Source organism: Sphingomonas phyllosphaerae (assembly GCF_029623345.1).
Taxonomy (GTDB): Bacteria; Pseudomonadota; Alphaproteobacteria; order Sphingomonadales; family Sphingomonadaceae; genus Sphingomonas; species Sphingomonas phyllosphaerae_C.
Genome location: NZ_JAPYKH010000017.1, coordinates 74,409 through 87,889, shown reverse-complemented (window position 1 = coordinate 87,889; position 13,481 = coordinate 74,409). Strand labels below are relative to the sequence as shown.

General features: G+C 70.9%; 13 protein-coding genes. 7 read left to right on the top strand and 6 right to left on the bottom strand.

Features of this window, described 5'->3' with window-relative positions; all coding sequences use genetic code 11:
* The 3 genes from QBJ89_RS15345 to QBJ89_RS15335 all read right to left on the bottom strand — a co-directional run.
* A partial coding sequence (locus QBJ89_RS15345) for a DUF2849 domain-containing protein (RefSeq protein ID WP_277981347.1) occupies nucleotides 1-281 on the bottom strand: 281 nt, incomplete at its 3' end.
* Nucleotides 278-1,078 carry a uroporphyrinogen-III C-methyltransferase gene (cobA, locus tag QBJ89_RS15340; protein ID WP_277981346.1) on the bottom strand — a complete coding sequence of 267 codons (801 nt, stop codon included), beginning with the start codon at nucleotides 1,076-1,078 and terminating at the stop codon, nucleotides 278-280. The genes QBJ89_RS15345 and cobA, both read right to left, overlap by 4 nt.
* Nucleotides 1,079-1,176: 98 nt before the next feature.
* Complete coding sequence (locus tag QBJ89_RS15335) at nucleotides 1,177-2,178, bottom strand: alpha/beta hydrolase (protein WP_277981345.1); 1,002 nt, start codon at nucleotides 2,176-2,178, stop codon at nucleotides 1,177-1,179.
* A gap of 58 nt (nucleotides 2,179-2,236) precedes the next feature.
* On the opposite strand from QBJ89_RS15335, the gene QBJ89_RS15330 reads away from it, so the two are divergent.
* The 3 genes from QBJ89_RS15330 (at nucleotide 2,237) to QBJ89_RS15320 (ending at nucleotide 5,580) form a co-directional block, all read left to right on the top strand.
* The gene (locus QBJ89_RS15330) at nucleotides 2,237-3,145 is read left to right on the top strand and encodes a histone deacetylase family protein (protein WP_277981344.1); all 909 of its coding nucleotides are present in this window, start codon (nucleotides 2,237-2,239) and stop codon (nucleotides 3,143-3,145) included.
* 264 nt (nucleotides 3,146-3,409) lie between these two features.
* Complete coding sequence (gene purF, locus QBJ89_RS15325) at nucleotides 3,410-4,867, top strand: amidophosphoribosyltransferase (protein WP_277981343.1); 1,458 nt, start codon at nucleotides 3,410-3,412, stop codon at nucleotides 4,865-4,867.
* 5 nt (nucleotides 4,868-4,872) lie between these two features.
* Nucleotides 4,873-5,580 carry an SDR family NAD(P)-dependent oxidoreductase gene (locus tag QBJ89_RS15320; protein ID WP_277981342.1) on the top strand — a complete coding sequence of 236 codons (708 nt, stop codon included), beginning with the start codon at nucleotides 4,873-4,875 and terminating at the stop codon, nucleotides 5,578-5,580.
* Nucleotides 5,581-5,766: 186 nt separating this feature from the next.
* On the opposite strand, the gene QBJ89_RS15315 is transcribed toward QBJ89_RS15320, so the two are convergent.
* Nucleotides 5,767-6,978 carry an SAM-dependent methyltransferase gene (locus QBJ89_RS15315; RefSeq protein WP_277981341.1) on the bottom strand — a complete coding sequence of 404 codons (1,212 nt, stop codon included), beginning with the start codon at nucleotides 6,976-6,978 and terminating at the stop codon, nucleotides 5,767-5,769.
* Between the two features lie 10 nt (nucleotides 6,979-6,988).
* Entirely contained in the window at nucleotides 6,989-8,329 is a 1,341-nt protein-coding gene (locus QBJ89_RS15310; protein WP_277981340.1) for a cryptochrome/photolyase family protein, read from the bottom strand.
* 282 nt (nucleotides 8,330-8,611) lie between these two features.
* Between QBJ89_RS15310 and hisI the strand changes: the two genes are divergently transcribed.
* From hisI to QBJ89_RS15290, 4 genes are all read left to right on the top strand, one after another.
* Nucleotides 8,612-8,992, top strand: coding sequence for a phosphoribosyl-AMP cyclohydrolase (gene hisI, locus QBJ89_RS15305; RefSeq protein WP_277981339.1), 381 nt, complete (start codon nucleotides 8,612-8,614; stop codon nucleotides 8,990-8,992).
* The gene (locus QBJ89_RS15300; protein ID WP_277981338.1) at nucleotides 8,989-9,489 is read left to right on the top strand and encodes a hypothetical protein; all 501 of its coding nucleotides are present in this window, start codon (nucleotides 8,989-8,991) and stop codon (nucleotides 9,487-9,489) included. The genes hisI and QBJ89_RS15300 overlap by 4 nt, the downstream gene beginning before the upstream one ends.
* Before the next feature lie 81 nt (nucleotides 9,490-9,570).
* The gene (locus tag QBJ89_RS15295; RefSeq protein ID WP_277981337.1) at nucleotides 9,571-10,002 is read left to right on the top strand and encodes a MerR family transcriptional regulator; all 432 of its coding nucleotides are present in this window, start codon (nucleotides 9,571-9,573) and stop codon (nucleotides 10,000-10,002) included.
* 4 nt (nucleotides 10,003-10,006) lie between these two features.
* Nucleotides 10,007-11,809 carry an acyl-CoA dehydrogenase C-terminal domain-containing protein gene (locus QBJ89_RS15290; RefSeq protein ID WP_277981336.1) on the top strand — a complete coding sequence of 601 codons (1,803 nt, stop codon included), beginning with the start codon at nucleotides 10,007-10,009 and terminating at the stop codon, nucleotides 11,807-11,809.
* 358 nt (nucleotides 11,810-12,167) lie between these two features.
* Here QBJ89_RS15290 and QBJ89_RS15285 read toward each other — a convergent pair whose 3' ends face one another.
* Nucleotides 12,168-13,460, bottom strand: coding sequence for a cell wall hydrolase (locus QBJ89_RS15285; protein ID WP_277981335.1), 1,293 nt, complete (start codon nucleotides 13,458-13,460; stop codon nucleotides 12,168-12,170).
* Nucleotides 13,461-13,481: the final 21 nt, after the last annotated feature.

Sequence of the window (13,481 nt, the reverse complement as noted above, 5' to 3'; positions counted from 1 at the left end):
CCCGCATTCGGGTCGGCCGGCTTGAGCGTCAGGTCGGTGCGCACGGTCGGGCCGAGCGCGCGGATACGGTCCTTGATATGCGCGGGGCGTGGGCCTTCGGCGGTCGCGGTCGCCTCGATCACGTACGGCACGTTGACGCGCCGCGCCGCCTCTTCCTCGCGCGCGATCGCCTCGGCGCGATCGCCCGCATCGACGGCATCCTCGATGTGGCGCGACCAGCTGCCGCCCGCCCACCAGACCACGTCGCCGGTCGGTAGGTCGTTGCCCGTCACCAGCCTCATGCCGAGAGGCTCCCGACGCTCTCGGCAACGCGCGCGTAGCCGGCGAGCCGGTCCTGGGCGTCGGACAGCTCAACCACTTCGCCGACGACGATGATCGCAGGGCTGGCGACCTGCTCGCGCGCCACCATCGCGCCGAGATCCGCCAGCAACGTCCGCAGCGCGCGATGCCCCGGCAGCGTGCCCTTCTCCAGCACCGCAACGGGCATGTCGGGCGCGACGCCGTCGGCCATCAGCTTGTCCGCGATCGCCTCGGCGGTGGCAACGCCCATGTAGATCACCAATGTGCGGCCTTGTCCGGCAAGCCCGGACCAATCCTGATCGGTCAGTCCCTTGCATTGGCCGGCGACAAAGGTGACCGCCGAGCTGTGATCGCGGTGGGTGAGCGGCAGCATCGCCTCGGCGGCGCAGCCGAGCGCGGCCGACACGCCCGGGATCACCTCGACGGCGAGACCAGCGGCGCGCACCGCCTCGACCTCCTCGCCACCGCGCCCGAAGATGAACGGGTCGCCGCCCTTGAGCCGCACCACCACGCTGCCGGCGCGGACGTGCGCCACGATCAGCGCGTTGATCGCTTCCTGCGGCAAGGTGTGGCGCGCGCGGCGCTTGGCCACCGAGATGCGCTGCGCCGTCGCGGGCGCCAGCGCGAGCACGCGGTCGTCGATCAGCCCGTCGTGGACGACGACATCGGCCTCACGCAACGCTTCCACCGCGCGCACCGTGAGCAGCCCGGGATCGCCCGGTCCCGCGCCGACGAGGATGACGCGGCCGCGCGCGTCGGGATCGAGGAGGCTTGCCATGCCCGCTACATGGGCGGCGGGTAGGGCCCCGCGCAACCGTTGTTCGCTTGTCCCGTGCCTAGCCTGGCTTTTTCCGCGAGCGGCGGGGCGGAAGCTCCTCACCCCGCCGCCTGGCGCAGCACGCGCTCACCCTCGGCCTCGCTGACCGCCGCACGCACCGCGGTGAGGAAGCCGGCGACGTCGCCCTGCGACGAGGGAATGGCGCGCCGCAGCGTGATGAAGCCGTGGATGTTGCCCTGCGCCTCGCGGAAGGTCACGGCGACGCCCGCCTGCGCCAGTGCGGCGGCGTAGGCGCGGCCCTGGTCTCGGATCGGGTCGAGCCCGGCCGTGACGATCACCGCCCGCGGCAGGCCCGCGACGTCGCCCAGCAGCGGCGAGAAGCGCGGGTGGCGCGGGTCTCCGGCGTAATGGTCGTTGAACCACACCATCCCCTCGCGCGTGAGCAGATAGCCGTCGGCGAAAGCGTCGAACGAGGCATAGGGTCGGCTGGCGTCGGTGGCGGGGTAGATCGGCGCCTGTACGATCACCGGCACTGCCGCGGGCCGGTCGCGCAGCGCCGCGGCGACGATGATCGCGAGATTGCCGCCCGCGCTGTCACCGGAGAGCACCAGGGCGGTCACGCCGCGGCCGAGCGTCTCCGGCCCCGACGCCACCCAGCGCGCCGCCGCCTCGGCATCGTCGGGCGCGGCGGGCCAGCGCGCCTCGGGAGCGAGGCGATAGTCGACCGCGATCACCGGCAGGTCGAGCTGACGCGCCATCTCGGCGGTGAAGCTGGCGTGGGTGTCGAGGTCGCCGATCACCCAGCCGCCGCCGTGGAAGAACACCACGGCCGGGCCCGGCGCGCGCGTCTCACGCGCGTCGAACAGCCGGGCGCGGAGCGGGCCGCCGGGGCCGGCCACGGTGAGGTCGCGCACGACCGCCAGCTCCCCGCGCGGCAGGTCGGCGACGTCCTTCATCGCGACCATCACCGCGCGTGCCTCCCCGGGCGGCAGCTCGTGCATCTTCGGCCCCGGCACGCTGTTGAGATAGGTCAGGAACGCCGCGACGTCGGGGCGGACGAACGGCGTCCGTTCGATCTCGGGGGCGGGTCGGTCAGTCATGCGCGTTCCTCTGCGGGGGCGCGATGGCGCGCCGCGATCCTCGCCTTATCTTAGGCGGATGATCCGGGTCGTCCACCATCCCGCCTATGTCACCGAGGCGCCAGCGCGCAGCACCTATCGCTGGGGCAAGAACGGCGCGATCCGCGACCTGCTGCTGGAGCGCGGCGCGGCGGTGGCGTGGCACGAACCCGCAGCGATGCCGCGCGACTGGCTCGAGGCGACGCACGATCCCGATTATGTCGCGGAGGTGCTCGCCGCCGCGGTGCCACGCGAGAAGGAGCGCCGCATCGGCTTCCCGGTGACGGAGGTGGTCGCGCGTCGCGCCGCGCTGGTGCCGGGCGGTACCTATCTGGCGGCGCGGCTGGCGCTGGCGCACGGCTTCGCCGCCAATACCGCGGGCGGCAGCCATCACGCGCTCGCGACGACGGGGGCGGGCTATTGCGTGTTCAACGACCTTGCGGTGGCGGCGGTGCGGCTCGCCGCCGAGCGCGCGGCGGAGCGAATACTGATCGTCGACGTCGACGTCCACCAGGGTGACGGCACCGCGGCGCTCACCGCAGGTCATGCCGGCATCGCGACCTATTCGATCCACGCCGAGAAGAACTTCCCGGTGCGCAAGGCATGCTCGACGGTGGACGTGGCGCTGCCCGACGCGGTCGGCGACGACGACTATCTCGCTAAGCTGGAGGAGACGCTGGTGCCGCTGCTCGACGAGCTGCGGCCCGACCTGATCCTCTACCAGGGCGGGGTGGACCCTTTCGCCGGCGACCGGCTTGGTCGGCTGGCACTCAGTGACGCGGGGCTGGCCCGGCGCGATCGCCTCGTGGCCGAACTCGCGCTGACGCGGGGCGCGCCGCTGGCGAGCACGGTGGGTGGCGGCTATGGCGACGACGTGTTGGCGATCGCGGCGCGCCACGTCGCGGTGATCGAGCGGCTGGCGGCGGTGTATGAGGGGGTGCCCGCCTGATCGTTGCTCGCTCAGGAAGCTCGAGCGCCGACTACTCACTCTGCCCTGCAGGGGAGTGGTGGAGGGGTGTCGCCGCTGGCACCGTCAGGTGGCTCGTCAGCGTGGATATCCCTTCACGCGCGACGCACGCCACCTCCTTTGACAGGGGAGGGATTTGGCTTGCACACGCCCCATGCCGCTAGCTTCCTCCGCAAGCGCCCACAGCCGGATGACATTCGCGCGACAGTCGCTATATGCGGCCACGCACCAGGCGAGCCTCCGCACATGCTGACCACGAACCCGTTCGACGACGACCATCTGCACGAGGAGTGCGGAATCTTCGGCGCCTCCGGCTCCGAGGGCGCTGCGGCGCTGGTGGCGCTGGGGCTCCACGCCCTGCAGCATCGCGGCCAGGAAGCCGCCGGCATCACCAGCTTCGACGGCCACGACTTCCACACCCACCGCGCAATGGGCCATGTCGCTGGCAATTTCGACCGCGACGACATCATCCGCGCGCTCGCGGGCGAGGTGGCGTGCGGGCACGTGCGCTACTCGACCACGGGCGAGACCGCGCTGCGCAACGTCCAGCCGCTCTACGCCGAGCTTCAGTCAGGCGGCTTCGCGATCGCGCACAACGGCAACATCTCCAACGCGATGCGGCTGCGGCGCGAGCTGGTGCGGCGCGGTTCGATCTTCCAGTCGACCTCGGACACCGAGACGATCATCCACCTCGTCGCGACCAGCCAATATCGCACGCTGCTCGACAAGTTCATCGACGCGCTCAAGCAGATCGAGGGCGCCTATTCGCTGATTGTGATGACCCCCGAGGGCATGATCGCGTGCCGCGACCCGCTCGGCATCCGCCCGCTGGTGATGGGGCGCCTCGGCGACGCGGTGATCTTCGCCTCGGAGACGGTCGCGCTCGACGTGGTCGGCGCCGAGTTCGAGCGTTCGGTCGAGCCGGGCGAGCTGGTGATCGTGCAGAACGGACAGGTCCGCTCGATCCGCCCCTTCGCCAAGCTGGCGGCACGGCCGTGCATCTTCGAATGGGTGTATTTCTCGCGCCCCGACTCGATTGTCGACGACCACTCGATCTACTCGGTGCGCAAGGAGATCGGCGCGCAGCTTGCGATCGAATCGCCGGTCGACGCCGATCTGGTGATCCCTGTGCCCGACTCGGGTGTGCCCGCGGCGATCGGCTATGCGCAACAGTCGGGTATCCCGTTCGAACTCGGCATCATCCGCTCGCATTATGTCGGCCGAACCTTCATCCAGCCGGGCGACAAGGTCCGCCACCTCGGCGTCAAGCTCAAGCACAACGCCAACCGCGCGCTGATCCAGGGCAAGAAGGTGATCCTGGTCGATGACTCGATCGTGCGCGGCACCACCAGCCTCAAGATCGTGCAGATGATGCGCGAGGCCGGCGCGGCCGAGGTGCACATGCGCATCGCCTCGCCGCCGACCAGCCACAGCTGTTTCTACGGCGTCGACACGCCAGAGCGCGCCAAATTGCTCGCGGCCAAGCACGACCTGGGCGGGATGACCGATTTTATTCACGCCGACAGCCTGGCGTTCGTCTCGATCGACGGGCTCTACAAGGCGCTGGGCGAGAGCCACCGCGCCGACATCCGTCCAAAATATTGCGATGCCTGCTTCACCGGCGACTATCCCACCACGCTGACCGACCATGACGAGAGCAGCTCGGTCGATCAGTTCGCGATCCTGGCCGAGCGGGTCAACTGAGCGACGTGAGCAAGCCACTGACGGACAAGCTCGCGCTGGTCACCGGCGCGAGCCGAGGGATTGGCGCCGCCACGGCGATCGCGCTTGGCGTGGCGGGGGCGCATGTCGTCCTCACCGCGCGCACCGCCGCCGGGCTGGAAGAGGTCGAGCAGGCGATCTTCGACGCGGGTGGTTCGGCGACGATCGCGCCGCTCGACCTTGCGCAGAGCGATTCGATCGCGCGGCTCGCTACCGCGATCGGCGAGCGCTGGGAGGCACTCGACGTGCTGGTGCTCAACGCCGCGATGCTGGGCTCGCTCGCCGCGGTGCCCGCGATCGACGCCAAGGAGCTGGCGCAGGTGCTGACGCTCAACGTCTCCGCGCAGGTGGCGATGATCCAGGCGTTCGACCCGATGCTGCGGCGCTCGGCCGGGGCGCGGGTGATCGGGGTGACCTCGTCGGTGGCGCGCACGCCGCGGGCCTATTGGGGCGCGTACGGCGCGTCCAAGGCGGCCTTCGAGACCCTGCTCGAGGCCTATGGCGACGAGATGGCCGAGGTGAGCAAGGTGCGCGTCGCGGTGCTCGATCCGGGCGCGACGCGGACCAAGATGCGCGCACGGGCATATCCGGGCGAGGACCCGGCCTCGGTCAAGCCGCCCGAGGCGGTCGCGGCGCGGATCGCGGCGCTGGCGATCGAGGGGTTCGCGGCGAATTATCGCGAGCGGGTAGGCTAGTCGGCGACGTCTCGCTTCCATCTCGTCTGCTCGGTTCTGCTCGTCGTGTTCGCCCTGCTCATCATCCCGGCTTAAGCCGGGATCTATGCCGCCACACCTTGCGAAAGCGTTGCTTTCGCGGAGACTTGCATCCCGGCTCAAGGCCGGGATGACGGGTATGGATGGGGGCGCCGCATCAACGGACCGCTACTCCTTCACCAGCGTGACCTGAAGCACGTCGATGCCGCCGCCGCGGAACCCGCCCTCGCAGTACATCAGATAATAGCGCCATAGCCGCTGGAAGCGCGCGTCGAACCGCGCAGGCAGGCGGCCCTCCGCGGCGGCTCGGTCGAAGCGACTGCGCCACTCGAGCAGCGTCTCGGCATAGTCGAGCCCGAACCGGTCCTCGTCTTGCCACGTCAGCCCGTGCGCCGCCGCGATCGCCCGAAAGCGGCTGACCGACACCAGCGATCCGCCGGGAAAGATGTAGCGTTGGATGAAGTCGACCCCGCCGGCATACGCATCCCATACGTCGTCCGCGATCGCGATCAGCTGGAGCGCGGCGCGACCGCCGGGGCGCAGCACGCGCGCCAGCGTCGCGCAATAGGCTGGCCAGTAAATCGGGCCGACCGCCTCGACCATCTCGATCGAGGCGACTCCGTCGTACACGCCGGTGACGTCGCGATAGTCGCACAGCGCCACGCTCACGCCGGGCAGCGCGCGCGCGGCGACATGGTCGCGCTGCTCGGTCGACAGCGTCAGCGCATGGACGCCGACCCCCGCCGCCGCCGCGGTCGCGGCGAACGAGCCCCAGCCGCAGCCGATCTCGAGCACGCGCTGGCCCGCGCTCGCCCCCGTGCGTGCGAGGATCGCCACCAGCTTGCGGCGCTGCGCCTGCGCGAGCGGCTCGTCCGGTGCATCGTAGCGCGCGCTCGAATAGGTCAGCGTCTCGTCGAGCCATTCACGGTAGAAATCGTTGCCGAGATCGTAATGCGCCGCCACGTTGCGCCGCGCGCCGCCGCGATCGTTGCGGCGCAGACGGTGGAACAACCGGGCGGCCAGCTTCGCTCCGCGCTTGGCGCGCGCGACATCGCCCAGTGCGGCACGGTTGCGCATGAACAGGTCGAACACCGGAACGGGATCGGGGCTGGTCCAGTCGCCCGCTTCCCAGCCCTCATACCAGCCGATCGAGCCCGCGCTGACGAGCCGCCACAAAGCGCGCCAGCGGACCACGCGCACCGCCGCGACGGGCCCCGATTCGTGCCCGCCGAGCAATCGCCGCGTGCCGTCGGGCAGCTCGGCCTCGATCGCGCCCGACACCAGGCCGCGGTCGACGCGGTCGAGGATGCGGTGGAACAGCGGTGCCACGATCCGGCTGCCGAGGTCGGCGGGGGGAGGGCGGGTCGTCGCGGCATCCATGCCGCGCCGCCTATCGCACCTTTTTGCCCGCCGCCAGCGCGCGTTCGCGCGCCTCGCGATGCCCGATCAGCATCGCGGGGTAATCGTTCGGGCGGCATCCCGCCGCCTCGGGATCGTGGATCGCGGCGTCGGGCAGATGCGCGAGTTCGGGCACCCAGTGGCGGATATAGTCGCCCGCGGCGAACTTCTCGGACTGGCCGATCGGCGCCATGATCCGCCCGAACATATTGGCGTCCACCCCTGTGCCAGCGATCCACTGCCAGTTGACCGAATTGTTGCCATAGTCCGCATCGACCAGGCAGTCCCAGAACCAGCGTTCGCCCTCGCGCCAGTCGATCAGCAGGTGCTTCACCAGGAACGAGGCGGTGATCATCCGCACGCGATTGTGCATCCAACCGCTCTGCCACAGCTGGCGCATCCCGGCGTCGACGATCGGATAGCCGGTGCGCCCGCGCTGCCATGCGCGCAGGTCGTGCTCCGCCGCCGTGCCGCTGCGCCACGGCAGCGTGTCGTAGCGGCGGCGACCGTTGACGTCGGCGTAATCGGGTAGCGCGCTCACCACGCCGTCGGTGAAATCGCGCCACGCCAGCTCCTTGCGGAAGGTGGTGTCAGCGCCGTCGGTGGCGTGCCAGACCGTGCGCGGCGACACCTCGCCGAAATGGAGATGCGGCGACAGCCGCGACGTGCCCTCCTCGCTCGGCAGGTTGCGTCGTTCTTCATAGCCGTCGAGCGCGAGCTGCTTGACCTTGCGCAGCGCCTCGTCCTCACCCGGCGTCCAGTCGAACCCGCCCGACCAGTCGGGCGCGGTCGGCAGCAGGTTCCAGTCGGCGAGCGAGTCGCTCTGCGGCCAGGTGTCGGGGGCGGGGATGGTGCGCGGCGCAGCGAGCGGCTTCCCGGGCGGCAGGTGCGGCTGCAGCCCTTTCCAGAAGGACGAGTAGATTCGGTACGGCGCCCCGCTCCCGGTGGTGACGTTCTCGATCCGCGTGAGGTGATTGCCGTCGTACAGGCAGAGCCGGTCACCGAGCGCCATCTCGGCGTCGCGCCACCATGGCTCATAGTGACGGATGGCATGGACGCGCTCGGCGCCGGCATCGTCGAGCAGCGCGGGCAGGACGTCGGCCGCCCGGCCGCGCCGGAGGATCAGCCGGCTGCCCTTCTTCTCGAGCGCTGCCGCGAGCGCGGCGAGGCTGTGGTGCAGCCACCAGCGCTGCGCCTCGCCGATCTTCCACGCGCCGGGCGCGTCGTCGTCGAGCACGTAGACGGGGATCACCGCGCCGCCATGCGCGGCCGCGATCAAGCCGGGCTGGTCGTGGAGGCGGAGATCCTGGCGCAGCCATAAAAGGTCGGTCATCGCGGGGGTTACGTTCCAGCACCGAGGCTGGTTCCTGATCCAGGTTGGGCGGACGCTGCGGCGGTACGCTCGTGTTCCGGCGAAGGCCGGGGCCCAGGTGGGAAGGCTGCGGTGGCGTGAGCGGGTCGCTCGCGACGGACCCTTCGCGGAAGAACCCTGGCGGGAAGAGCCGGGCTTACCCTCACAAAGGCTCCACCAGCTGGGCCCCAACCTTCGCCGGAGCACGAAGCACGACACACATGCTGGCTTCAAACCAGCCGCGTCTCGCTCTACGCGATCGGCATGAGCGACACGCGCGAGACCGGCAGCGACTTCCTGCCCAAATTCGATTCCGCCGGCCTGGTCACCGCGGTGGTGACCGACCGGGCCAGCGGAGAGCTTTTGATGGTGGCGCATATGAACGCGGCGGCGATCGCCGCCACGCGCGCCAGCGGCGAGGCCACCTTCTATTCGCGCAGCCGCGGACGGCTGTGGAAGAAGGGGGAGACCTCGGGCAACGTGCTGCGCGTCGTCGCGCTGCGCGTCGACTGCGACCAGGACGCCTTGTGGCTCATCGTCGATCCCGCCGGGCCGGCCTGCCACACCGGCGCGCGCAGCTGCTTCTACCGCGACGTCGCGCTCGGCGACGACCGCGCGGAGGGCGCGCTGAGCCCCGCAGCGTGAGCCGGCGCGTGCTCGCGCTGGCAATGCTGCTGCTCGCCGGCTGCGAGCGCGCGACGCCGACGCCTTCCTCGCCGCCTGCCGGTGCCGCGCTGGAACGCGCCGCGACCAGCGCTGGGCTGGTGCCTGCCGCGGCGCGAGCGCGCCCGGTCGGCGTCTTCGCGGCAGAGGCGGCGCGGCTTTGCCTTGCGCCGCGTCCGGACGGGACGGTCCGTGTCGGTGCGAGCGTCGACTATGGCGCGGGGCAGCGCTGCGTCGCGCGCGGGGTCGGTCGGATCGGCGCAACGCTGGCCGCCGATCTGGGCGCGGGCTGCGCCGTGGCGTTGGCGTTCGACGGCGACGCGCTGGTGGTCCCGGCCACGCTGCCGATCGCGTGCGACTCGCGCTGTTCGGGACGCGCCGCGCTGGCGGGGCTGCGACTGGAGCGATGGAGCGACTCGGCTGCGGAGGCGATCCGCACGCGCGGCGCAGACGGTCGCCTGCTGTGCGGGGACGAATAGGAGCGAACGGCGTCGCCGATGGCAGCGCCCGCGACCGGCCGCGTAGTTGACGTTCACGTAAAGGGAAGCTACCCCTTGGTCATGAGCGACCTTCTCGACGCGTCTGCCGCTTATGCCGTCGTGCCGCCGCGCGCGGACCGCGATCATTTCACCATTACCGACCTTTCGGCCGAGTTCGGCGTGACGCCGCGCGCGCTGCGCTTCTACGAGGACGAGGGGCTGATCGCGCCCGAGCGACGCGGCATGGTGCGGATCTACTCGCACCGCGACCGCGCGCGTCTGGCGTGGATCCTGCGCGGCAAGCGCGTGGGGTTCAGCCTCGCCGACATCCGCGAGATGATCGACCTCTACGATGTCGGCGACGGCCGGCAGAAGCAGCGCGCGGTGGCGATCGAGCGCTGCCGCGAGCGCATCGCCGCGCTCCGCCAACAGAAGCACGATATCGACGCCGCGATCACCGAGCTGGCCGAGTTCCTGACGGTGGTCGAGGGTGGCAAAGCCAAGGAAAGCTGAGACGATGCCGCAATACACTCCCCCCGTCCGCGACACCCGCTTCGTGCTCGAGCAGGTGCTCGGGCTCGACCGCTACGCCAACGTCCCCGGCTTCGCCGCCGCCACGCCCGACACGGTCGAGGCGGTGCTGGAGGAGGGCGGGCGCTTCGTCGCCGAGGTGCTGTTCCCGCTCAACCAGTCGGGCGACCAGGAGGGCTGCACGCGCCATCCGGACGGCAGCGTCACCACGCCCAAGGGGTTCAAGGAGGCGTACCGGCAGTTCGTCGAGTCGGGCTGGGGCACGCTGAGCGCGCCCGAGGCGTTCGGCGGGCAGGGAATGCCGCATGTCGTCTCCACCGCCTTCCAGGAATATATGATCTCGGCGAACATGGCGTTCGCGATGTATCCCGGGCTGGCGCACGGCGCGATCGCGGCGCTGGTGGTGAAGGGCAGCCCCGAGCAGCAGCAGAAGTATCTGCCCAAGATGGTGTCGGGCGAGTGGGGCGGCACGATGAACCTGACCGAACCGCAGTGCGGCACCGACCTGGGCCTGATCCGCACCCGCGCCGAGCCGCAGGCCGACGGCAGCTATGCGATAACAGGCACCAAGATTTTCATCTCGGCGGGCGAGCACGACCTGACCGACAATATCATCCACCTCGTGCTGGCGAAGACGCCTGGCGCGCCCGACAGCTCCAAGGGCATCTCGCTGTTCGTGGTGCCCAAGGTGCTGGTCGAGGACGACGGCTCGCTCGGCGCGCGCAACGCGGTGACCTGCGGCTCGATCGAGCACAAGATGGGCATTCACGCCAACTCGACCTGCGTGATGAACTATGACGGCGCCACCGGCTGGCTCGTCGGCGAGGAGATGAAGGGGCTCGCCGCGATGTTCATCATGATGAACGCGGCGCGGCTCGGCGTCGGGCTGCAGGGGCTCGGCGTGGCGGAGACCGCCTATCAGAACGCGGTGCAATACGCGAAGGATCGCCGCCAGGGCCGCGCGCTGACCGGGCCGGCCGAGCCGGGCGAGAAGGCTGACACGCTCTTCGTCCACCCCGACGTGCGGCGCATGCTGATGGAGGGCAAGGCCTGGACCGAGGGGCTGCGCGCTTTGTGTCTGTGGGGCGCGCTCCAGGCCGATCTCGAGCATCACGCCACCGACGAGGGCGAGCGCCAGCTGGCGGGCGACCTGCTCGGGTTGCTCACGCCGGTGATCAAGGGTGTCGGCACCGATCGCGGCTATGAGATCGCGACCAACGCGCAGCAGGTTTACGGCGGGCACGGCTATATCGCCGAATGGGGGATGGAGCAGTATGTCCGCGATGTGCGCATCGCGATGATCTACGAGGGCACCAATGGCGTCCAGGCGATGGATCTGGTCGGGCGCAAGCTCGCGCTCAACGGCGGCCGCGCGGTGCAGGCGTTCGGTAAGCTGGTGATGGACGAGATCACGGCGGGCAAGGCCGAGCCGGCCACCGCCGAGGTGGCCGCGCGGCTGGAGAAGGCCGCAGGCGAGCTGCAGGCGGCGACGATGTGGTTTCTCGCCAACGGGATGAAGGACCCCAACAATGTCGGCGCGGGGGCGGTGCCGTACATGCACCTCGTCGGCGTGGTCGCGGTCGGGCTGATGTGGCTGCGCATGGCAGGAGCGGCGGCGCGGCTCAAGGCGGAAGGGGCGGGGGACGCCGCCTTCCTCGACGCCAAGCTGGTCACCGCGCGCTTCTTCGCCGAGCGCGTGCTGCCCGAGGCGGGCGCACTGCGGCGCAAGATCGAGGGCGGCGCCGAGGCGATCATGGCGCTGCCGCCGGAGATGTTCGCGGCGGCGTGAGGGAGCGGTTCTCAGATCCTCCCCGGGGACGGGAGTTGACGGCACGCTAACGCTGAGCGGGAGACTCCGCGTGCGGGTCGGTGCGTTCGCGGCGCGGTATTGCCCGGTGCTCGTCGCGACCCCGATGCGACGAAATCCTCCCCGCTCGTGGGGAGTGCGGGCTTTGGCTTGCCCCGGTTAAGCCAAGAGGGTGTCCGGGGGCACAGCATCTCGCCCCCAGTGGCAGCGGGTCAGCGCTGACGAGGGGGGACGCATACCGGCCGGTGCGGTCTGGGCGAGCCCCCCTCCACCCCGCCCTGCGGGCGCGGTCCCCGTCCCCGCGAACGGGGAGGATTTAACGGTCTCGCTGCGCTCGCCTTCAGGGAAGGGGCTGAGGGCGGGGCTTCGGCGTGCCGGTAGCGTTCGTGGCGGCGTTAGCATCAGGTCGGTCCGACCGCGCTTGCGCGGGGCGCAATTCACCGGTTGTGCCCGAAGGAGAGAGGCCTCTCCCGCCCGCTCCCTCACGCCGTCGCACGCCATCGAGCGGCTCCGGCCCCGCTGGCAGTGGCCCCGACGGCGGCGCGAGCTGCGAAACCGCCTGGCGGCGCATGCAGAGGCCCGGGCCGGTGCGCGGGAACTCCTTGCAGTTCCACAGCATCCGCTCGATGCCCGCGTCCTTGTTGCGGAGATAGCTGAACGACATCGCCGCGATCTGCAGCGGCGTCATCGTCGCGCTTCCCGGCAGCTGCGCACGGTCGGTCCAGCTCATGAACTTGCAGCGCGCGCGCTCGCCGCATGCCGCGCGCGCGGCGTCGACGTAGCGCTCCGGCGAGTCACCGCCCAGCAGCATCGCGAAGGCGTCGTCGTCGCCCGGCAGCGACGTCGCCGCCGGTGCCGGACCGGGCGCGCCCGCCAGCAGCGGCGCCGCCGCGGCGGTCGCGGCATCGGCCTCGGTCAGCGCGCTGCCGAGCTGGTGCGCGGGCGACACGGGCGCGAGTGCGGCGATGACCGGCTCGGCACTCGACACCGTGCGGCGGAACGCGGGAGGCGTGCCCCACCAGCCGGTCCAGCGGAAGAACAAATGGGTGTGGACCTCGGCGATCTTGTCGAGGCTGGAGCTCCAATAGGGCACCACCCAATCCGTGTGATAATGCGTGGCGTAGCCGATCTTCTTCTCGACCTTGCCCGCCAGCGCGTCGGCCGCGACCTTGCGCGCACGGTCCCACGCGGGCGGGCTCGGATGCCGCGCCAGCGCGCCGTCGCAGGTGAAGGTGAACTGGCAGCCGGTGCTGCGCTCCGCGCCCTGGAAGACGACGCCGCACACCGTCTTGGGGAAAGCGGGGTGGCGCAGCCGGTTGAGCACCACCTGCACCACCGCGCGCTGTCCCGCCGGATCGTCGCCGGCCTCGTACCAGCCCGCGGCGGCGAGGCAGTCGGTCGCCCGCGCCAGCGCCGCCGCGTCGCCGGCGAAGCGGAACGGCTGCGCCGCTGGCTTGGGCCCGCGCACGAACGGGATGCCCGCATTATAGGCGCGCGCCTCCTCGGCGGTGAGGTCCTGCAGCTCTACGGGCTCGACCTCCGGCAGCTCGGTCGGCGGCGCGACCCGTTGCGGCGGGCGCACCTTGGCCGCGATCGCGCGCGGCACCGCTGGCGCGCGCTGGATCACCACCACCGGGCCCGCGATCGCCAGCAG